We start from the raw sequence: 19,546 nt of genomic DNA, 5'->3' as shown, positions 1-19,546 counted from the left end.
GGCGACGGGCCGGCCGCCTTCCCGATCGGACCGGCGTCAGGCCGCCTCGGAGGCCGGCGGGCATTCCCGCGAGACCTTGGCCGCCGCCTCGCGCAGGGTGACGAGGCCGGCCTCGGCCGCCATGCCGGCGGTGGCGAGATGGCGGCGATAGGCCCGCGCGCCGGGCCGCCCGTTGAACAGGCCGAGCATGTGCCGGGTATAGGCATGAAGCCGCAGGCCCCGCTGCAGCCCGTCGGCGATGATCGGCTCCAGCGCCGCGATCGCCGCGAAGGCGTCGGCCACGGGCGCCGGCTCGCCGAACAGCTCGGGATCGACGTCGAGCAGCAGCGACGGCTCGGTATAGGCGGCTCGACCGATCATGACGCCGTCGACCTCGGCGAGCCGGGCCTTGGCATCGGCGATGCCGGCGATGCCGCCGTTGATCGCGATCGGCAGGTCCGGATGCGCCCGCTTCAGCCGCGCGACGCGGCCGTAATCGAGGGGCGGCACGTCCCGGTTCTCCCGCGGCGACAGGCCCTTCAGCCACGCCTTGCGGGCATGCACGATGAGCCCGTCGACGCCCGCCGCGACGACGGCGCCGGCCACCGCGTCGAGGGCCTCCTCGATGTCCTGGTCATCGACGCCCAGGCGGCACTTCACGGTGACGGGCACCGACACCGCCGCCTTCATCGCCGCCACGCAGGCGCCGACGAGGTCCGGTTCGCGCATCAGGCAGGCGCCGAAGCGCCCTTCCTGCACCCGGTCGGACGGGCAGCCGACATTGAGGTTGACCTCGGCATAGCCGAAATCGGCGGCGATCCGCGCCGCCGCCGCGAGGTCGCCGGGATTGGAGCCGCCGAGCTGCACGGCGACCGGATGCTCGCCGGCATCGAAGCCGAGCAGCCGCTCCCGGTCCCCGTGCAGCACGGCGCCGGTCGTCACCATCTCGGTGTAGAGCCGGGCGCGGCGCGAGAGCGTCCGGTGGAACGCGCGGCACTGCCGGTCGGTCCAGTCCATCATCGGCGCGACGCTGAAGCGCCACCCGCTGAGAGCGTCCAATTTATCAGCCGGCGTCGACACCTGCGCCCTGTTCTGTCTCGAGTTCGGCCCGCGCCGGACCATCCGCGGGGTCCGTTGCGCGAGGCGGCTTGATCGGAAACGCACACGCCCGGGCCGGAGAGGCCGGCGCATCCGGTTTCCGCCTCGCATCGATCCGCGAGTCGGAAGCCGTCGGTCGAGACGATGTCCGCGACGCGCGCCCGGATATCACGCCTCGCGAGGCCCTGAAAGGGAAGGGGCTGTCGTCGCAGGACCGGCGCGCGCTGGCTCAGCGCGAGCAATCAAGGACGAGAACCCACGCCGGTCCGGGCGGCGCCGGGGAGACTTGAAATGGTTTCGACCGGCTACGACGCCGCGGGCGGCTGCTCGTCGTGAAGACGGAGAAAAGCCTCCGCGAAGGCCTCGGCGCCCTCTCGGGTCAAGCCGGTGACGACGAGACCTTGCGCGGTGACGGCCCAGAAGCCGTCGTCGTTCTGGAAGACGCTGATCGCCGTCAAGGGCCGCCTCCGAATGGGATCCCCGGACCAACGATCCCGCGCCGCCGCGTGTTCCGCATCGGCACGGCGGGGCTCGGGACCCGCGCCGCTCTCCGGTTCGCGGGTCCCTCGACGGCCCTCAATGGTCGTGGTGATGCCCGTGGCCGTGGCTGTGTCCATGGTCGTGGCTGTGATCGTGCCCGCAGCCGCCGTGACCGTGGTCGTGCCCGTGATCATGGCCGTGATCATGCCCATGGTCCTGATGCGCGTGGGCGTCGTGGCCGTGGTGGTCGTGGCCGCACTGGCTGTGGTCGTGGGCGGCCTTCTCCGGCTTGAACGGGCGGCTCACCGGCTCGGCCGTGCAGCCCGCACCGCGGACCAGTTCGGCGGCGCGGGCCGGCACGTAGAGCACGTCCGCGCCGACCTCGGCGGGAACGTGCTCGCCGCCGAGCTGCCAGGCGAGGCGCAGCAGACGGGCCGGGTTGCCGGCGCGGACTTCCAGCAGCGCTTCCTCGGCGGCGCGCACGCCGACGAGGCGCCCATCCTCGAGCTTCAACGCGTCGCCGTCCTCGAGGCCCGCGGCGCGGTCCAGGGCGAGATCGATGGCGAGCCCGCCCGCCGTGGTGAGGTGCGCATGCGCCTGCCCGCGGGCGGCGTGGTCGAGGGTCACCGTGTCGACGACGAGATCGGGCCGGACGGCGGCCTTGCGGACGATCAGGCTGGCTTTGGGCATGGTGGTCCTCGGTCATGAGCCCGTCGGCGACAGGCCGGAGGCGGGCGATTTTGCAACAGGCGTGCCCTCAGATGGCAGGCAGCGGGCGAAAAGTCATGCTCCGATGCAACCTGCCCCAATCTTGGCCGTTTCATGTGCCGTCGATGACAGCCGGTGACAAACCAAGGCCAAACGGTGCCCCGCGCCGGCAAAAGGCCCGATCGCCGATGCACAAGGGAGTTCGGACCACCATGAAGAGACTCATCGCCGCCGCCCTCGCGGGCAGCCTCGCGCTCTCGCTCGGTGCCTGCAACACGCCTCAGGATCGTGCGCTGGGCGGTGCGGCCCTCGGTGCGGGCCTCGGCGCCGCGGTCGGCGGCCTCGCCACGGGCCGCGCGGGCGGTGCGCTGGCCGGTGCCGCGATCGGCGGCGCGGGCGGCGCCATTGCCGGTGCCGCCACGGCGCCGCGCTGCCCCTACGGCACCTTCCGTGACGAGTACGGCAACGTCTACTGCCGCTGATCGCGAGCCGGTTCTCGCGGGAAGGGCCGGGGCGATCGCTCCGGCCCTTTTCCTTTGCGGTCGGTTGAAGCACGGGGCTTGCGCTGCGGTCCGGTTTGCGGCGTTAAGCCGTCACGAGCGCTCCCGCCGAATGATCTCGGAACCGTCCTTGGCCGTCTTGGAAACCTCAAGTCTGTGCTGTCTCCCGGCGGACGGCTCCCGATGAGCACCGGCCTGTGGGGCAAGATCGGCGGGGCCGGGATCGGCGTGCTGGTCGGCGGGCCGATCGGGGCGCTGGTGGGGAGCGTCGCCGGCCACTTCCTCGTCGATCGCGAGGGTGCGCCCTTCGGGCCGACGCCCCGGGACGTGGTGTTCACGACGGGACTCGTGGCGCTCGCGGCGAAGATGGCGAAGTCCGACGGCGTCGTCACCCAATCCGAGGTCCAGGCGTTCGAGCGGGTGGTGCAGGTCGAGCCCGAGGCGCATGCGGGCGTCCAGCGCCTGTTCGACCTCGCCAAGGCGACGACCGACGGCTTCGAGGCCTATGCCGGCCAGCTCGCCTCGACCTTCGGCGAGGAGCCGGCCCTGCTCGAGGACGTGCTCGACGGCCTGTTCCACATCGCCACCGCCGACGGGGCGATCCACGAGGGCGAGGAGAGCTACCTGCGCGCGGTGGCCGGCATCTTCGGCCTCGACGAGACCGCCTTCCGCCGGATCGCCGCCCGGCACGTCCGGCTCGCCGACGACCCCTACCTCGTGCTCGGCCTCGAACCGTCGGCCGACGCCGCCGCCCTCAAGGCGCAGTATCGGCGGCTGGTGGCCGAGAACCACCCCGACCGGGCGCTGGCCCGCGGCCTGCCGCCGGAGGCGGTGGCGATCGCCACCCACCGGCTCGCCGCCATCAACGCCGCCTGGGACCGGATCGCGGCCGAGCGGGGGCTGACGTGAGCTTCGCCCCCGACACTCCGCTCGTGCAGGCGGTCGTCGCCTCGCCCAACCGCGGGGCGCGGGCCGGCGACGCCCTCGACATGCTGATCCTGCACTACACCGGGATGCCGACGGCGGAGGGCGCGCTGGAGCGGCTCCGCGACCCGGCGGCGGAAGTCTCGGCCCATTACTTCGTGTTCGAGGACGGGCGCGTCGTGCAGATGGTGCCGGAGGCCGAACGGGCCTGGCACGCGGGGGCCGGAGCCTGGGCGGGGGTGCGCGACATCAATTCCTGCTCCATCGGCATCGAGATCGCCCATCCCGGCCATGCCGGCGGCCTGCCGCCCTATCCGGAGGCGCAGATCGCGGCGGTGGCCCGGCTCGCCCGCGACATCGTCGTCCGGCGCGCGATCCCCGCTCCCCGCGTCCTCGCCCACTCGGACGTGGCGCCCGCCCGCAAGGAGGATCCGGGCGAGACCTTCCCCTGGGAGCGGCTGGCGCAGGAGGGGGTCGGGCACTGGGTGCCGCCCGCGCCCGTACGCGACGGGCGCTTCCTCGCCATGGGGGATACGGGCCAGCCGGTCGAGGCGCTGCAGGCGATGCTCGCCCTCTACGGTTACGAGCAGCCGGTCACCGGCGGGTTCGACGCGGCGATGCGCGCGGTCGTGACCGCCTTCCAGCGCCATTTCCGGCCGGCCCGCATCGACGGCGTCGCGGATTCCTCCACCATCACGACCCTGCGCGATCTGATCGCCGCGCAGCCGGCCTGAACTCGGCGAGCGCATCGCCTTGGATACCGGATCCAAGATGATGCGCTAAGCCACTGATATTGTATCGTCTTTCTCCGAAAGCCGGCAACCACCTTTCGGGGCGATGCTCCGGCCGGGAAAAATTCGGAAAGATTTTCGGCCGCCCGACGTTTCGTCGCCACCGTCACATCGGCACGGGTGGGCGTCGGGCCCGTTTCTCTTCATGTTCGTGTTTCACTGGATCGTCGGCGTCTTGGTCGGCGCGGTGCTGCTCGCCGGCCTGGCTCGGCGCCTTCGCGCACCCTATCCCGCCTTCCTGGCGCTCGGCGGCGTGGGCCTCGCCTTCATCCCCGGCGTGCCGAGTCTCAGCCTCGACCCCGAACTGGCGCTCGCCCTGTTCCTCGCGCCGGTGCTGATGGATGCGGGCTACAGCACCTCGCTGCGCGACCTCGTGCGCAATGCCCGCCCCATCGCCGGGCTCGCCGTGGGGGCGGTCGCGGCGACGACGGCGGCGGTCGCGGCGGTCGCGATGTGGCTCGTCCCGGACATGCCGCTCGCCGCCGCCATCGTGCTCGGCGCGGTGGTGGCTCCGCCCGACGCGGTGGCGGCGCTCTCGGTGCTCGGCCACGTCTCGCTGCCGCACCGCCTCGCCACGATCCTGCGGGGCGAGAGCCTCCTGAACGACGCCGCCTCCCTGATGATCTACCGGCTCGGCGTCGCCGCGGCGGTCACCGGCCATTTCTCCCTCGCGGAGGTGGCGCCGGCCTTCGCGATCGGCGTCGTCGGCAGCCTCGTGGCGGGGCCGCTCGCCGCGCTCGTCTACCTGCGGATCCTGCGCCGCGTCGAGGAGCCGATGAGCGTCATCGTGCTGCAGTTCTCGGCCGCCTTCGGCCTCTGGATCGCCGCCGAGGCGCTGGAACTGTCCGGCGTCCTGACCGTGGTGAGCTTCGCGATCACCGTGGCCCGCCACGCCCCCGGCCAGACCTCGCCGCGCCTGCGGGTGATCTCGAACGCGGTCTGGGACACGGCGATCTTCGTGCTCAACGTCCTCGCCTTCGTGCTGATCGGCGAGCAGATCGGGCCGATCCTCGCGCGGATGACGCCCGAGCAGGAAATCGCCTACATCTCCGTCGCGGGGGCGGTGGTCGTCACCGTCATCCTCGTACGCATCGCCTGGGTGCTTCCGGCGAGCGCCATCCGCCGCGTCGGCTTCGGCACCAGCCCCGTGCATCCGGACGACCTGCGCCAGAACCGCGATCTCGGCCTCGGCGCCGGCTTCGCCGTATCGTGGTCGGGGATGCGCGGGCTCGTCACCGTCGCCACGGCCCTGGCCCTGCCCGAGGGCGGTCCCGGCGGGGCCGGGTTTCCCTACCGCGACCTGATCGTGCTCACCGCCTTCTGCGTGGTGATCGGCACGCTGGTGGTCCAGGGCCTGACCCTGCGCCCGATCCTGGCCCGTCTCGGCCTGGAGGATTCCGACCCGGTCGGCCGCGAGGTCGGCCGAGCCCGGGCCGAGGCCTACGGGGCCGCGGTCGAGGCCCTGAGCAGCGACCGGTCGGAGGCGGCGGATGCCCTGCGCCGGGAGTTCCACGCCGCCCTGGCCGAGGCCGAGGCGCATGAGGAGGGTCTCGCCCCCGAAGGGCTGCCGACCGACGAGCCCCGCCGCTGCGCGATCCGCGCCGCCCGCGACCGGCTTTTCACGCTGCGCCGGAACGGCCGGATCGGCGATGACGCCTACTTCGTCCTGGAGGAGGAACTCGATTGGGCGGAACTCAATGCGACCCCGCGCGGTGAGGCGTGACGGGTCGGCGACGGCCGGGGGGTGGGGTTTTCGTTCCTGGGGTATGCCACTCTAAGGATCGATCGGAGGTGCCGATCGGAATCTCTCGCCCGCGTTTCCGCTGTATGCTGCGGTATATTGTAAGTTGTCCCTCGAACATTGCGGATTGTGATACTTGATGATGTCGCGTGCTGCCGGTGAATATAATCTTCCAGGCGCGGACGGGCCGTTCGATCGGTCCGCGAGATTGAGTTCCGGTGCCGTGTCCGCAGGATTCAATGTGAACGTCTGAAAAGAACTGTGCAAGATTGTCAGATTCAACCGTAAATTCCGAACGAATTCCGAGCGAACGCGTTAAAGGTCGCGAACTCGGATCGGCGATGACAGGGAACGGCTGTCGGACGCGAGCCGGGAACGTCTTTCGCTCACAAAACACACCGTGGCGTGTGCCCTGCGGCGCGTCCGCGATCCCTCATGTCGTCCCGCCCTCCGCTCGCGCGGCCGGGCCGGGGTCAGATCCGATGCCGAAACCCATGTCCAAGCCGCTCACCCGACATCCGCAATCGCCGAGGCGGCCCGATGCCGTCATATCCTGCGTGGCCGGGCGTCCCTTCCGGGAGCGGCCGTGCTGATGGTTGCCAGTGCCGTCTGCCTCTTCGCCGGTGTCGGACTGGCGGCCCAGGCGCACCGCTTCGGCGCGCGCTCGGCCTTCGCCGAATCCATGGCCGGCGCCCTGCTGATCCTCGGTCTCGCCCTGATCGGCGTCGGGTTGCCGGTCTTTCGATAGGACGTCGCCGTGAGGGGACAGCCCGTCGGAGACGCGACGGCCCTTCAGGCGAGCGTCACGATCCGCCGACGCCGCGGGCCGCGAGCCGCGCCTCGATCGCGTCCCAGACCGAGACCGCGAGATCCGGGCCGCCGAGCCGCTTGATCGTCCGGATGCCGGTGGGAGAGGTAACGTTGATCTCGGTGAGATGCCCGTCGATCACGTCGATGCCGACGAGGATCAGGCCGCGGCGTCTCAATTCCGGGCCGATGGTGGCGCAGATCTCGCGCTCCCGCTCGGTCAGTTCGGAGGCGCCGGCCGCACCGCCGCGGACCATGTTGGAGCGGATGTCGCCCTTGGCCGGCACGCGGTTGATCGCGCCCATCGCCTCGCCGTCCACGAGGATGATGCGCTTGTCGCCCTCGGTGATCTTCTCCAAGAAGCGCTGCACCACCCACTGCTCGCGGAAGGTGGCGGAGAACAGGTCGAACATCGAACCGAAATTCGGGTCCTCCTCCGAGACCCGGAACACCGCCGCGCCGCCATGCCCGTGCAGCGGCTTCATGGCGACGGTGCCGTGTTCCTTGCGGAACGCCTCGATCTCGGCGCGGTCGCGGGAGATCAGGGTCGGCGGCATGAGTTCGGGGAAGTCGAGGACGAACAGCTTCTCCGGCGCGTTCCGCACCTCGGCCGGGTCGTTCACCACCAGGGTGCGCGCGGCGACCTTTTCCAGCATGTGGGTGGCCGTGACATAGGCCATGTCGAAGGGCGGATCCTGGCGCATCAGCACCACGTCGACCTGCGCGAGGTCGATGCGCTCCGGGCTCCCGAGGCGCGCGTGCGCGCCCTCGACATCCTGCACGTTCACCGGCTGGGCGTAGGCCGTCACCAGCCGGCCCTGCATCGAGAGGCGGTCCGGCGTGTAGGTGTAGAGGGTGTGGCCCCGCGCCTGCGCCTCCAGCATCAGGCCGAAGGTGGTGTCGCCCGCGATGCGGATCGACTGGATCGGGTCCATCTGGACCGCGACGGTCAACGCCATGCTCGTCCCCGGATTGCTGCGCGTTCCGCCGGAACAGCGGGCTCACGGCGAGCCCGCTTCGTTCCGATCGAGGATCCTCTGCCAGGATCCTCAGATCGTCTTCTGCCTTAACGCTGGCCGCGGGGCTGCGAGGCCCCCCCGGTGCGCCGGTCGTAGTCGCTGATCGCGGACTTGCACTCGGGCGAGAGGCGGGACCGGTTGCGGGTCATGCAGGCATCGGCATCCGGGCTGTTCGGATCGACGCCCGCGCAGAGCCGGAAATAGTCGTTGGCGCAGCCGAGCTGCAGCCCCTGATCCTCGCGCTGGGCCTGGGCCGGGCTTGCCGCGACCAGGGCCAGGAGCGCGAGAGGGGCCAGCCTCAGAGCCGCGGACGCGCCGCGCACCGGGCTGCCAAATCGTGAGAAGTCCGGACGCATCCTGCCTTGTCCTTCGCTCGATCCAAAATGAGTTGGCACCGCATATCGGGCATCGCCCCTCGTTAGCAAGCGCAGCACGGCGCCGCTGCGGCCGCACCGGCACGCGCCGTCCGGGCTCCCGAAAGCCCCGGAAAAGCGGCTCCGAAAAGAAGAGGCCCCGCTGCGGAGTCGCGCGGGGCCCAAGTCGAGGGAGGAAACGCCCGCCATGGGCAAAGCCAACTTCGCAAGGACTGTGCCGTCCGCGCGACAGGTGGGTGCGGAGACCGCCCGCCGGACCGCGTAGGGGCCCGAATGCCGCGTGCGCTGAAACACTCCGTTAACCACGTCGTGCTGAGCTTTGCCCGAGATCGCCCGGCCGGGGCGGGCCCGTCCCGCTCACGAGGAGCGCCCGCCCGACCCCGCCGACCCTTTCCGGGAGGCGACGGGCGGGAGCCGGCCGCCACACACATCGACGGGACAGGTTCATGCCCTCCTCCAAGACGTCCTCCCCCGCTCTGTCCGCGCCGCCGGCCCACCGGGAGCGCGGCGCGACAGCCGCCATCGTGCCCTTCGTTCCGGCAACGACCCGCCGGTTTCGCCGCGAGGCGGACGACGCGCCGCGCGGCCAGATCCTGCTGTTCACGGGCGTGCGCTACGAGAGAATGCCGGACGCCGAGGCCCTGCCGGTTCGGCGCCGCCGCCGCTCGTGACGCGCACCGGCCCGCGATCCGCCGGCCGACTCCTCGTCGGCCTGCTTCAGACGCCGCTGCTCCTGGCGCCGCTGCTTCTGGCGCCGCTGCTTCTGGGCGCCTGTTCGCAGGAGGGGGATTTCGGCCGGCCGGCGCCCAGCGCCTGGAACCGGTTGATCGACACCACGGGGACGCTGGCGGCCCGCGAGCGCGGCACGCCGGCCTCGGTCTACCCGCTCACCGACGACGAGGCCGTCCTGCGTGACCGCGCCTGGCGGTTCCTGATGCCCGCCGACAGCCGGGCCGCCTTCGAGGATGCCCTCGCCAACCTGACCCGCGCCCGCGTCCTGCCTCCGCGCTGGCGGCGCGACGCCATCCCCGCCTATCACGGCGATTTGATCTCCGAGGCGTTCCGCTCTCCCTATTCCCGCTACCGCAGGCTGTCGGACGACGCCGTCGCCGACGGCCGGCTGGTCCCGCCCTTCGCGGCCGTCGCCGGACGCGTCTTGGAGGCGGACGGAGTGCGGCTGCGCGCCCTGCCGTTCTCCAAGAGCCTCGACGACTGGGACGTGCGGCAGGCGGCGATGCGGGTCGCCGAGAACCGCTGTCTCGTGGCCTGGGTGAGACTGGAGACGTCCCTGCGGATCGCCCGCTACCGCTACGCGCTCGAACATTTCCTCATCGAGATGCCCGGCCGCGAGGCGGCCCCCGCGGAGCAGGCGGTCGCATTCCTCGAAGGGCGAAGGGGGCTTCTCGATCCCCTGCTGCCGCCGGACGCCGCCGCCCGCTGCGGCCTCGTCGAGGCGCCGGAGGTGCTGGCCGCGCCGATCGTGGCCAAGCCGGTCGTCACCAAGTATTAGCGTCGCTTCCAACTCGGCAGGCCCACAGGTTCGGAGCGAACGGGATTGATGCGAACCATCGTCTACGCGGATGGCGGCTGCGACCCCAATCCCGGCCCCGGCGGCTGGGGCGCGGTGATCCAGGACCCTGCCGGCACCATCGAGCTCCACGGCGGCGAGCGCGCCACCACCAACAACCGCATGGAGCTGACCGCCGCGATCCGCGCCCTCGAGCATTTCCCCGAGGGCGCGCAGATCGAGATGCGCTGCGACAGCCAGTACGTGGTCAAATCCGTCACCGAGTGGATGCGCGGCTGGAAGGCGCGGGGCTGGCGCACCGCCACGGGGCCGGTGAAGAACATCGACCTGATGCAGCGCCTCGACGCGCTGGCCTCCGCCCGCGACGTGCGCTGGACCTGGGTGCGCGGCCATGCCGGCGAGGCCGGCAACGAGCGCGCCGACCGTCTCGCCGCCCTCGGCCGCCGCGAAGCCCTGGGCGAGGCGGTTCTGCCGCCCGCCGACGGCGCGCCCGCGCCGGCGCAGCCTGTGCACACCAAGACGGTGCAGGTGGCGCTGAGCGCGGATCTGGCCAACGCTCTGTCGCGGGCGGCAGGTCGGGCCGGCATCACCCCTCAGGCCTATCTTGAGGACGCCGTGCGGCTGGCGCTGGAGCTCAAACCGCCCGGCGTCGCCCGCGTCCGGGCCGAGTTGCAGAAGGCGTCCTGATCGGCCCGCGAGATCCGGGCGCGATGGACCCGTCCTTCTTCGATCGCCCCGCCGCGACCGTCGCCGCCGCGCTGATCGGCCATCACCTGTTCGTGGACGGCGTCGGCGGCGCCATCGTCGAGACCGAGGCCTATGACCGGTCCGATCCGGCCTCCCACAGCTTCGCCGGACCGACGCGGCGCAATGCCAGCATGTTCGGGCCGCCGGGCCGCGCCTACGTCTACCGCTCCTACGGCCTGCACTGGTGCCTCAACCTCGTCTGCGAGACCGGCAGCGCCGTGCTGCTGCGCGCGCTCGAACCGAGTGCGGGTCTGGAAACGATGCGCGCCCGCCGCGGCCTCGACACGCCGCGCCTCCTCTGCGCCGGACCGGGCCGCCTCGCCCAGGCGCTCGGCATCGATCTGACGCATGACGGCCTGCCCCTCGACCGGGCGCCCTTCGCCTGGGCGCCGCCACTGGGGCCGGTGACCGTCGCCGCGACGACCCGCATCGGCATCAGCCGCGGGGTCGAGGCGCCCTGGCGCTTCCTCGTGCCCGGTTCGCCCTATCTCAGCCGGCCGCTGCCGCGGCCGAAGCCCGGCGCGGGGCCGGTAGCGGGGTAGGGGAGGGGGTTCAGGTCTCGGCCAGGCCCGCGCTCGACTGTGAGGGCGCCCGCCCGTGCGGCGTGCCGAGATATTCCTCCGAGCGCATCTCGATGAGGCGCGAGGCGGTGCGCTCGAACTCGAAGGCTTCGCGGCCCTCCGCGGCGGTGTAGAGCCCGGTCGGCTCGGCCTCCGCCGAGGCGACGAGCTTCACATGTGCGTCGTAGAGCGTGTCGATGAGGGTGATGAAGCGCTTGGCCTCGTTGCGGTCCGCTTCGCCCATCACCGGGATCCCGGAGACGATCAGGGTGTGGAAGCTGTCGGCGAGCGCCATGTAGTCGGAGGCGCCGAGCGGCTGGCGGCACAGGTCGTCGAAGCCGAAGCGGGCGACGCCGCCGGCCTCCTCCGGCACCGGTACCGCGCGGCCCTTCACCTTGACCGTGCCCGGCAGTCCCCGCGCCCGACCCGAGAGCGCCTTGAAGGCGGCGTCGAGCGCGGCCCCGGCCGCGGCGTCGGCCGGGACGTGGTAGACCGAGCTGCCGCCGAGCTTCTCCAGCCGGAAATCGGTGCGGGAATCGAGGCGCAGCACCTCGACCCGTTCCTTCAGCTCCGCCACGAAGGGCAGGAACAGGGCGCGGTTGAGGCCGCCCTCGTAGAGACGGTCGGGCTCGACGTTCGAGGTCGCCACCACCGTCACGCCGCGCTTGAACAGCGCCCCGAACAGGCGGCCGAGGATCATCGCGTCGGCGATGTCGGTCACCGTGAACTCGTCGAAGCAGAGCAGCGTCGCCTCCGCCGCGAGCGCGTCGGCCACCGGCGGGATCGGGTCGTCCCCCTTCACCTCGCCGCGCTTGAGCGCCTGCCGGTGGGCGTGGATGCGCTCATGCGCGTCGGCAAGGAAGCCGTGGAAGTGGACCCGGCGCTTCGGACCCGGCGCGACCTCGTGGAACAGGTCCATCAGCATGGTCTTGCCGCGGCCGACCGAGCCCCAGATGTAGAGCCCCTTGGGCGGCCCGGCATCGTCGTCCTTGCGCCCGAACAGCCAGCCCAGCGCGCTGCCCTTCTTCGCCCGGCGGCGGCGCTCGAGGTTCTGCACCAGCCGGTCGAGGGCCTGGACGAGGCGGATCTGCGACGGGTCGCGCTCGATCGCGCCCGAGGCGACCAGGGCGTCGTAGCGCTCGCGGACGCGTCCGGGCGGGGGCGCGCCGGCGCGGGCATGGTCGTGAGAGGCGTGGGAGGGGGCGTGACTCTCGGGCATCCCGGCCGATCGTTCGCGTGAGGAGGCGCCTCGTTCGCCGAGCGAGCCGGCGGAGACGGGGGTGTGGCCCGCCCGCTCTGCCGCGCCGCGGCACGGCGATCAAGCCGGCACGGGTCAACCCCGCAAACATCCGCACCGATCCGAAGCTCCGCCGCGGCCGGTGTGATGCTCCGCAGCGCGATCGTCGCTTCGATGATCGAGACGACTTACCGGGTGATGCGCGCCACTCTCAGCGCCTGATCGAACATCGCGCCGAGCGAGGCGGTGATGTCGGCCTGCGTGTTGGCCGTGTAGAAGAATCCGGAGGTCGCGCATTGCCGGAGGGGGTCGGCGAGCGTCGGGCTGAATCCGTTGACGCGATCGTTCTCCCAGACGATGTAGCTGGTGTTGGTGTAGCTCTTCACGGTCTTGTACGGGATATAGAGGATCGAGATGGTCGCTCCGGCATTCTTCAGCTCTGTGCACTTGGCCGGATCGATCTGGGCGGGCTGCGAACCATCCCAATCGGCGTAGCGGTAGCCCGAGAACTTCGACGGATTGCCGGGGTACGTCTTCTTGTCCTTCCACGAGGAGTAGGTCTGGCTGTTCTGCATGCCGTCGGTGATGAGGAACACGAACGGTCTCGAGTTCGTCGTGCTGGAACCGTTGCCAAAGGTCTTGATGGTCGATTTCATCTGCGGCATGGCCGTCTCAAAATGGGTGCCGCCGCTACCCGTGCCGGTGGTCGGATCGTTGTTGGAGTAGAGCTGCGTGCTGCCGGTATCGAGCAGGTTGGTGAAGGCCAAGGGCCAAGTCTTGTCGCAATCGGCGGCCGTCTTGAGCGAGGCCAGGGATGCGCTGGTGTCGCTGAGGGTGACCAGTGTCGCCAGCCGGTTGATGAACGGGTAGATGCCGATGCGGTACTGGTTCGGGACGACCGGTGTCGAGGCTCGCTTGAGGAGTTCGCAGACGGCGTTGTTCACCGCATCGGACCGCAGCTGGATCTTTCCCGCCGCCGCGTTCCAGCCCTTCCTGTTCGGGAAGTGGCACGCGAACTGGCACTTCCCCTCGTCTTCGATGTTCTTGTTCGCAAGCTTCTCCGCATCCGCATCCGTCGTCGGCAGGCCCATGGAACCCGACACGTCGACCATCAGGTAGAAGTCGAGATAACTCGCGAGGTCGGCCGAGGCGGTGACCGTATTGCTGAGGGACGTCGTCGAGACTCCGAAAAGCTTTCCGAAGATGCTCGGAATCGATGCCGTGTAGCTGATCGTCGCGGTGAGCGTCTGCCCGGACCGCGTCACATCCGGCGGCGACAGATTGACCGTCGCGAACGAGACGCTGCCGGCATTGATGTTGAAGGCCTTGGTGGCTTGGTTGCGGCCCGCCGTGAGTCCGGCCGTCACCACGTCGCTCTGCTTCGCGTTGGCGGCGATGTAGTCCTTGGCGGTCACGACGCCCGCGAGCGCCGCGGCATCCGCCGCGTTGTCGAGCCGCGTCTTGCTGGTGATCGCCATGCCGTAATCGACCCCGAGGCCGACGATGCCCAGCGTCGGGAGCAGCGCGAGGGCGAACATGACGTTGATGCTGCCGCCATGATCGGCGGCCAGCGCCTTCGTCCGGTCTTTGAGCCGGCCCGTGCGGGTCAATAGCCGGTACATTTGTTCGCGATCCCGTCGTTGTTGGTCGTGTCGTAGCTCACCAGCGAGGCGTAGCGAGGCTGCACGTAGGCCGATCGTGCGATCCGCACCGGGGGAACGAAGCCGGAGCCGAAGGTCGGCTCGAACTCGAACACCACGTCGATCGCCACGAGAGATCCGGGCCCGAAGGCGGAGCGTGGCAGCGTGGTTCGGGTCGGCGGTGCGTTGTCGTTGGCGGGCAATTGCGCCGTGTCGCAGGGCCGGTAATTGTCGCCGCTGGCCGGCTGATGGGTGCCCGTGCTGGTCCAGACGACATTGGCGTCGTAGCAGGCGCTCAGGTCACTGCTGGTGTTCGTGTTGCTCTGGCACGTCGCGTTCTTCGCGGTGAACTGGATGGCGGCGTAGTTGATCGAGATGGTCTGCCACCATGCCACGCCGCGTCGCTTGGCATCCTTCATGGCGTAGGGAAACAGGACCAGCGTCGAGTCGTAGCTGAAATGCACGTCGGTCGCGTTGACCAGTGCGACGGTCGTGTTCTTCGGCGGCACGGCCTGCGAGACCATCTGGCTGATCGAGTGGGCGACCAGTTCGACCTTACGGGTCGCGTCGATGTAGGCGACGATCTGGATGCTGGCGAACATGATCAGCAGCAGGGTGGGGAGGATCAGCGCGAACTCGACGGCGGCCATGGCGCCCTCCGCTGCGCGGAAGCCTTCCACCCGCGTCCCGAGAAAGGCGCGAACAACTTGAAGCCGCGCCGCGCCCGGACGGGCCGGGCTGCCCTCCGCGGCCGGATCGGGCTGCGCCGCCGGCAAAGGCGTGAGGATGGGCCGGGCCGCCATCAGTACTGCTCGTTGCGAAAGGCTGCGGCCGAGACCGCGAGATAGGCCGGCTTGCCCTTGTAGGTCGCTCCGCCGCTCAGCCAGGAGGCGATCGGGGTGGGGAGGAAGGTGATCGGATAGACGACCTGCAGGTACTGGTAGTCGCCCCGGGCCCCCAGATTGAGCACGCCGGTCCCGGTCGCCAGGTTGGAGACGATGACGCCGTTCATGTCGGAACTGACGAAGGAGTAGTAGCCGCCGGGCTGGACCGCCTTCGGTACGACGTAGAGGTTGACGACAATGTCGTTGCAGGAGAAGGCGGCAGGCAGGTTCCCGCAGACGCTCTGCTTGAAGCTCGCCAGCGTCGCCGCCGTGGATTGCGACTGCAGGCCGCCCGTCAGGATCTGACGCGACGCCCGAACAGTCGCATTGTCGATCACCTGATTGATATACAAGACCAATGCAGTGGCCATGATGAAAAACAACGTGGCAATGAAAGCGCTGCCGACCAGGGCGAATTCGACTGCTGCCGAGCCCTCATCGTTCCGAATATAGTTCGATTCTTGCCGCATGCGGACAGTCTATCGTCCAGGATTTAAATAAAAGATAACATGATGTTAGAAATCCGGGACTTTGGTTCCGCCAAGGGGAAACGATCCCGCACCGGGTGACGCCGGCCGCGCGACGAGGCGATCGGCCCCGGCAGACCAGCCATGCGGTCGCGAGCGGAAATCGGGCGCTTTGTTGCATTGCGGTATGAGCTAAGGCGTACCAGATCCCACCGGACCGCGCCGGGAGGGGGCAGCGCGGCCGACCGCCGATCCGGCACGCCGCACGAGTCCGTGCAAGTATCCGAACGAGAATCCGTCGCCTCCCCGATGTCCCTCTCCAGCTCCGTCCCGGTCGTCCCCGCCGGTCCTTCTCCGCGCCGATCCGTCGGCACGCGACACGGCGCGACGAGCCTGCGCCGCCTCTGGCCGAGCGACGGGCCGGCGGTACGGGCCTTCTTCCTCCGCCTCGACCCTGAGACCCGTGCGAGCCGGTTCATGGCCGCCGTCGGGGACCGGGCGGCGGCCGCCTATGCGGAGCGGGCGACGGTGATGTCCGGGATGGTCGTTGGCATCTTCGTGGGCGACACCCTGCGGGCTCTCGGCGAGTTGCGCCCGCTCGGCCTCGGACCGTCCGGGGCGCGGCGCGCGGAGGTCGCGCTCACGGTCGAGCAGGGATTTCGGCGGGCGGGCCTCGGCTCGATGCTGCTGCGGCGCCTCGCCGAGGCCGCCCGCAACCGCGGCCTCGCCGAGCTTTGCCTGCGCTGCCTGCCCCACAACGTCGCGATGCGACGGCTGGTCTCGGGGTTCGGCGCCGGGATGCGCCTCGACGGGGGCGAGAGCGAGGGGACGATCCGCCTCGCCCCGGCGACGCCGCTCTCGCTGTGGCGCGAGGGGGTCGAGACGGCCCTCGACCTCCATCTCGCCGTGGCGGCTCTGCCCCTGTCCCTGCTGCGATCTCCACCCCGGCCGCGCGCCGCCTGAGCCCCTGGTCTCAGGCGGCCTCGCCCGGCCAGCCCACGATGCGCTCGATCAGCTCGTCGTCGGAGAACTCTTCCTCGTTCCCGGCGACGCGTCCGCGCACCGAGATCCCCGCTTCGTGGACGCTCGCCCGGCGGCCGGTCTTCAGCGGGTGCCACGCCGGCAGGTCGCGGCCCTCGCGCACGAGGCGGTAGGCGCAGGTCGGCGGCAGCCAGGGGATCGTGCGCACCGCCTCCGGGGTCAGGCGCACGCAGTCCGGCACGCGCTTGGCGCGGTTGCGGTAGTCGCGGCAGCGGCAGGCATGGGTGTCGAGCAGCGTGCAGCCGACATCGGTGTGGTGGATCTCGCCGGTGTCGTCGTCCTCGAGCTTGAGCAGGCAGCAGCGTCCGCAGCCGTCGCACAGGCTCTCCCACTCCGCCGGGCTCATCGCCTCGAGGCTCTTCACGCGCCAGAACGGCCCATCGCTGCGCTCGGCCATCTCTGGCGCCTCGCTCGCCTTGATCGTCTTGTTTCGGGACAGGGCGCCCCTCCTGCCGCATGCCGCCGCCGGGAGCAAGCATGGCCGGGCGATCCGCCATCCGACGGCCGGATTCCGCAGGCAGGATCGTCTTAAGGTTAACGTACGGTTGACGGGGCGCCGAAGGGGCGCTGGCCCGCGCTTCGCGTTCCTTAACGGAAGCGAAAGCTCGCGGGCCGGCCTGTGTCCTGATACAGAACGTATCGGGACGTATCGGGAAATCGTCGTCCGAGAGCCCCGCTCCGCGCCGACCCGGCCCACGTCGAGAGAAACCGGAATCCGCCTTGCGCCTGCCCAGCCTCAAGACGCTGACGACGCGGATCAGCCGCGCGGCCCTGGCCTTCGACGCCTGGGTCAACGCGAGCCTCTACGAGGGCGGCCATTCCACGACGGAAGCCTACGAGCGCTTCCAGGCGCGGATGCAGGTCTTCTCCGTCCGCGGCTGGAAGCGGTACGCCCTCGACCTCACCAGCGAGGGCGTCACCATCGGCACGGCCGGCGCCCTGGTGCTGCTGTTCCTGGCGCAGCCCGCCTTCAACCTCACCAGCGACAACTGGCTCAAGGCCCAGGATCTCGCCGTCACCTTCCTCGACCGCTACGGCACCGAGGTCGGGCGCCGCGGGATCAAGCACGACGACTCGCTGAAGTTCGACGACTTCCCCGAGCTGATGATCAAGGCGCTGCTCTCGACCGAGGACCGGCGCTTCTACGAGCACTGGGGCATCGACCCGATCGGCACCGCCCGCGCGCTGGTCTCGAACTCGTCCGGCAAGGGCGGCATGCAGGGCGGCTCGACCCTGACGCAGCAGCTCGCCAAGAACCTGTTCCTGTCGAACGAGCGCTCGCTGGAGCGCAAGATCAACGAGGCGTTCCTGTCCTTCTGGCTCGAAACGCACCTGACCAAGAACCAGATCCTCAAGCTCTATCTCGACCGCGCCTACATGGGCGGCGGCACCTTCGGCGCGGTGGCGGCGGCGGACTACTATTTCGGCAAGCGGCTGCAGGACATCACCCTGGCGGAGGCCGCGATGCTCGCCGGCCTGTTCAAGGCGCCGACCAAGTACTCGCCCAACGTCAACCTGCCCGCCGCCCGCAGCCGGGCGGTGGACGTCCTGCACAACATGGTCGAGGCCGGCTTCGTCACCGAGGGCCAGATCCAGACGGCCCTGCGCAACCCCGCCACGCCGGTGACCCGCACCAAGGACATCACCGCGGACTACTATCTCGACTGGGCCTTCAACGAGGTGAAGCGGCTGGCGGATGCGGGCAAGCTCCGCAACGACCGCGTGCTCACGGTGAAGACGCCGCTCGACCTCTCGATCCAGCGCTCCGCCGACCAGGCGGTGGAGAACACCCTGCGGCGCTACGGCGACCAGTACGACGTGGACGAGGCGGGCGTGGTGATCCTCGATCCCGATGGCGCCCTGCGTGCCATGGTTGGCGGCGGCGATTACGGCGAGAGCCAGTTCAACCGCGCCACCGATGCGCTGCGCCAGCCGGGCTCCTCGTTCAAGCCTTATGTCTACGCGGCGGCCCTGGCCTCCGGCCTGTTCAAGCCTGACACGCCGGTGGTGGATTCGCCCGTCTGCGTCGGCAACTGGTGCCCGCAGAACTACGGCCGCTCCTATTCCGGCCGCCAGCCGATGTGGCTCGCCGTGGCGAAGTCGGTCAACACGATCCCGATCAAGATCACCACGGCCATCGGCAAGGGGATGGGCATCACCCACGAGTGGAACGCGGCCAAGGCCGGGCGGGCCAAGATCATCCAGCTCGCCAAGGCAATGGGCGTGACGACCCCGCTCACCGACACGCCGTCCCTGCCGATCGGCGCCACCGAGGTGACGGTGATGGACCAGGCGGCGGGCTTCGCGGTCTTCGCCAATGGCGGAAAGGTCGCCAAGCCCTACGTCGCCACCGAGGTGCGCAATTCCAGCGGCGAGGTGATCTACCGCCACGCCGACGAGAAGCCGGTGCAGGTGCTCTCGTCCCAGGTGACCGCGGACATGAACTACATGCTCAACAAGGTCGTCGAGGAGGGCACCGCGCGGAAGGCCCAGATCGAGGGCGTGAAGGTCGCGGGCAAGACCGGCACCACCAACGGCTACCGCGATGCGTGGTTCGTGGGGTACACCGGCAACTATGTCGGTGCCGTCTGGTACGGCAACGACGACCACAGCCCGACCAACAAGATGACCGGCGGTTCGCTCCCCGCGATGACGTGGCACGAGATCATGGCCCCCGCCCACCAGGGCATCGAGCTGAAGCCGATGCCCGGCCTGAACGACCGCAAGGGCGCGCCGCAGGTGTCCCAGGCCCAGGCCGACGGCGCGGCGGCGGCCGCCAGTTCGAGCGGCCGGCTCTCGCGCCGCTCCTTCGAGGTGCTGTCGAGCCTGAACGGCCTGTTCCGCAACGTCGAGACCAGCCGCTCCGCCCGAAGCGAGCCCGGCAAGAGCGAGCCCGGCAAGCCCGGTCCGGCGCGGTCCGGCGCCGTCGCCCCCGACCGGATGGGGACACCGGGCCTCGCACCCGTCGACGTCGCCGAGGGCGCCCGCCCCTCCGGCGGCTTCGGGACGCCCTGAGGCCGA

General features: G+C 70.3%; 21 protein-coding genes. 11 read left to right on the top strand and 10 right to left on the bottom strand.

What is annotated here, in order from left to right:
- Positions 1 to 36: 36 nt before the first annotated feature.
- The 3 genes from dusA to ABS772_RS02970 form a co-directional block, all read right to left on the bottom strand.
- Complete coding sequence (gene dusA, locus ABS772_RS02980) at positions 37 to 1,059, bottom strand: tRNA dihydrouridine(20/20a) synthase DusA (RefSeq protein WP_350392056.1); 1,023 nt, start codon at positions 1,057 to 1,059, stop codon at positions 37 to 39.
- A gap of 323 nt (positions 1,060 to 1,382) precedes the next feature.
- Positions 1,383 to 1,535, bottom strand: coding sequence for a hypothetical protein (locus ABS772_RS02975; RefSeq protein ID WP_350392055.1), 153 nt, complete (start codon positions 1,533 to 1,535; stop codon positions 1,383 to 1,385).
- 118 nt (positions 1,536 to 1,653) lie between these two features.
- Positions 1,654 to 2,247, bottom strand: coding sequence for an urease accessory protein UreE (locus ABS772_RS02970; protein WP_350392053.1), 594 nt, complete (start codon positions 2,245 to 2,247; stop codon positions 1,654 to 1,656).
- A gap of 230 nt (positions 2,248 to 2,477) precedes the next feature.
- On the opposite strand from ABS772_RS02970, the gene ABS772_RS02965 reads away from it, so the two are divergent.
- The 5 genes from ABS772_RS02965 (at position 2,478) to ABS772_RS02945 (ending at position 6,969) form a co-directional block, all read left to right on the top strand.
- Positions 2,478 to 2,747 (top strand): hypothetical protein, encoded by a 270-nt coding sequence (locus ABS772_RS02965; RefSeq protein ID WP_012252649.1) that lies wholly within the window; start codon positions 2,478 to 2,480, stop codon positions 2,745 to 2,747.
- Between the two features lie 201 nt (positions 2,748 to 2,948).
- Entirely contained in the window at positions 2,949 to 3,674 is a 726-nt protein-coding gene (locus tag ABS772_RS02960; RefSeq protein ID WP_238257550.1) for a TerB family tellurite resistance protein, read from the top strand.
- On the top strand, positions 3,671 to 4,423 hold the full coding sequence (locus tag ABS772_RS02955; protein ID WP_350392050.1) for an N-acetylmuramoyl-L-alanine amidase: 753 nt from the start codon (positions 3,671 to 3,673) through the stop codon (positions 4,421 to 4,423). Before ABS772_RS02960 ends, ABS772_RS02955 begins: the two co-directional genes overlap by 4 nt.
- Positions 4,424 to 4,625: 202 nt before the next feature.
- On the top strand, positions 4,626 to 6,203 hold the full coding sequence (locus ABS772_RS02950; RefSeq protein ID WP_350392048.1) for a cation:proton antiporter: 1,578 nt from the start codon (positions 4,626 to 4,628) through the stop codon (positions 6,201 to 6,203).
- Positions 6,204 to 6,813: 610 nt separating this feature from the next.
- Complete coding sequence (locus ABS772_RS02945) at positions 6,814 to 6,969, top strand: hypothetical protein (protein WP_350392046.1); 156 nt, start codon at positions 6,814 to 6,816, stop codon at positions 6,967 to 6,969.
- A gap of 55 nt (positions 6,970 to 7,024) precedes the next feature.
- On the opposite strand, the gene gshB is transcribed toward ABS772_RS02945, so the two are convergent.
- Both gshB and ABS772_RS02935 read right to left on the bottom strand, forming a co-directional pair.
- Positions 7,025 to 7,987 carry a glutathione synthase gene (gene gshB, locus ABS772_RS02940; protein ID WP_238257558.1) on the bottom strand — a complete coding sequence of 321 codons (963 nt, stop codon included), beginning with the start codon at positions 7,985 to 7,987 and terminating at the stop codon, positions 7,025 to 7,027.
- 107 nt (positions 7,988 to 8,094) lie between these two features.
- Positions 8,095 to 8,403: a hypothetical protein gene (locus ABS772_RS02935; protein ID WP_238257560.1), complete on the bottom strand. Its 309-nt coding sequence runs from the start codon at positions 8,401 to 8,403 to the stop codon at positions 8,095 to 8,097.
- Between the two features lie 464 nt (positions 8,404 to 8,867).
- Between ABS772_RS02935 and ABS772_RS02930 the strand changes: the two genes are divergently transcribed.
- From ABS772_RS02930 to ABS772_RS02915, 4 genes are read left to right on the top strand one after another with little or no spacing between them, the layout of a single operon-like run.
- Positions 8,868 to 9,092, top strand: coding sequence for a hypothetical protein (locus ABS772_RS02930; RefSeq protein ID WP_350392043.1), 225 nt, complete (start codon positions 8,868 to 8,870; stop codon positions 9,090 to 9,092).
- Positions 9,089 to 9,931: a hypothetical protein gene (locus ABS772_RS02925; protein ID WP_407942953.1), complete on the top strand. Its 843-nt coding sequence runs from the start codon at positions 9,089 to 9,091 to the stop codon at positions 9,929 to 9,931. The genes ABS772_RS02930 and ABS772_RS02925 overlap by 4 nt, the downstream gene beginning before the upstream one ends.
- 48 nt (positions 9,932 to 9,979) lie before the next feature.
- Positions 9,980 to 10,636 (top strand): ribonuclease HI, encoded by a 657-nt coding sequence (rnhA, locus tag ABS772_RS02920; protein WP_350392141.1) that lies wholly within the window; start codon positions 9,980 to 9,982, stop codon positions 10,634 to 10,636.
- A 23-nt stretch (positions 10,637 to 10,659) separates the two neighbouring features.
- Positions 10,660 to 11,238, top strand: coding sequence for a DNA-3-methyladenine glycosylase (locus tag ABS772_RS02915; RefSeq protein ID WP_350392041.1), 579 nt, complete (start codon positions 10,660 to 10,662; stop codon positions 11,236 to 11,238).
- 10 nt (positions 11,239 to 11,248) lie between these two features.
- On the opposite strand, the gene zapE is transcribed toward ABS772_RS02915, so the two are convergent.
- From zapE to ABS772_RS02895, 4 genes are all read right to left on the bottom strand, one after another.
- Positions 11,249 to 12,475 carry a cell division protein ZapE gene (gene zapE / locus ABS772_RS02910; protein ID WP_350392039.1) on the bottom strand — a complete coding sequence of 409 codons (1,227 nt, stop codon included), beginning with the start codon at positions 12,473 to 12,475 and terminating at the stop codon, positions 11,249 to 11,251.
- Positions 12,476 to 12,681: 206 nt separating this feature from the next.
- Positions 12,682 to 14,115 (bottom strand): TadE/TadG family type IV pilus assembly protein, encoded by a 1,434-nt coding sequence (locus ABS772_RS02905; RefSeq protein WP_350392037.1) that lies wholly within the window; start codon positions 14,113 to 14,115, stop codon positions 12,682 to 12,684.
- Positions 14,100 to 14,936 carry a TadE/TadG family type IV pilus assembly protein gene (locus tag ABS772_RS02900; protein ID WP_350392035.1) on the bottom strand — a complete coding sequence of 279 codons (837 nt, stop codon included), beginning with the start codon at positions 14,934 to 14,936 and terminating at the stop codon, positions 14,100 to 14,102. Before ABS772_RS02900 ends, ABS772_RS02905 begins: the two co-directional genes overlap by 16 nt.
- Entirely contained in the window at positions 14,936 to 15,487 is a 552-nt protein-coding gene (locus ABS772_RS02895; protein WP_350392033.1) for a TadE/TadG family type IV pilus assembly protein, read from the bottom strand. The genes ABS772_RS02900 and ABS772_RS02895 overlap by 1 nt, the downstream gene beginning before the upstream one ends.
- Before the next feature lie 306 nt (positions 15,488 to 15,793).
- Between ABS772_RS02895 and ABS772_RS02890 the strand changes: the two genes are divergently transcribed.
- Positions 15,794 to 16,447, top strand: coding sequence for a GNAT family N-acetyltransferase (locus tag ABS772_RS02890; protein WP_407942952.1), 654 nt, complete (start codon positions 15,794 to 15,796; stop codon positions 16,445 to 16,447).
- 10 nt (positions 16,448 to 16,457) lie between these two features.
- Here ABS772_RS02890 and ABS772_RS02885 read toward each other — a convergent pair whose 3' ends face one another.
- The gene (locus tag ABS772_RS02885; protein WP_238254943.1) at positions 16,458 to 16,922 is read right to left on the bottom strand and encodes a YcgN family cysteine cluster protein; all 465 of its coding nucleotides are present in this window, start codon (positions 16,920 to 16,922) and stop codon (positions 16,458 to 16,460) included.
- 323 nt (positions 16,923 to 17,245) lie between these two features.
- On the opposite strand from ABS772_RS02885, the gene ABS772_RS02880 reads away from it, so the two are divergent.
- The gene (locus ABS772_RS02880) at positions 17,246 to 19,540 is read left to right on the top strand and encodes a transglycosylase domain-containing protein (RefSeq protein WP_238254944.1); all 2,295 of its coding nucleotides are present in this window, start codon (positions 17,246 to 17,248) and stop codon (positions 19,538 to 19,540) included.
- Positions 19,541 to 19,546 lie beyond the last annotated feature (6 nt).

The organism is Methylorubrum podarium (genome assembly GCF_040270385.1).
Classification (GTDB): Bacteria; Pseudomonadota; Alphaproteobacteria; order Rhizobiales; family Beijerinckiaceae; genus Methylobacterium; species Methylobacterium podarium.
The sequence above is the reverse complement of the archived record's forward strand: the minus strand, read 5'-3'. Positions and strand labels throughout refer to the sequence as shown.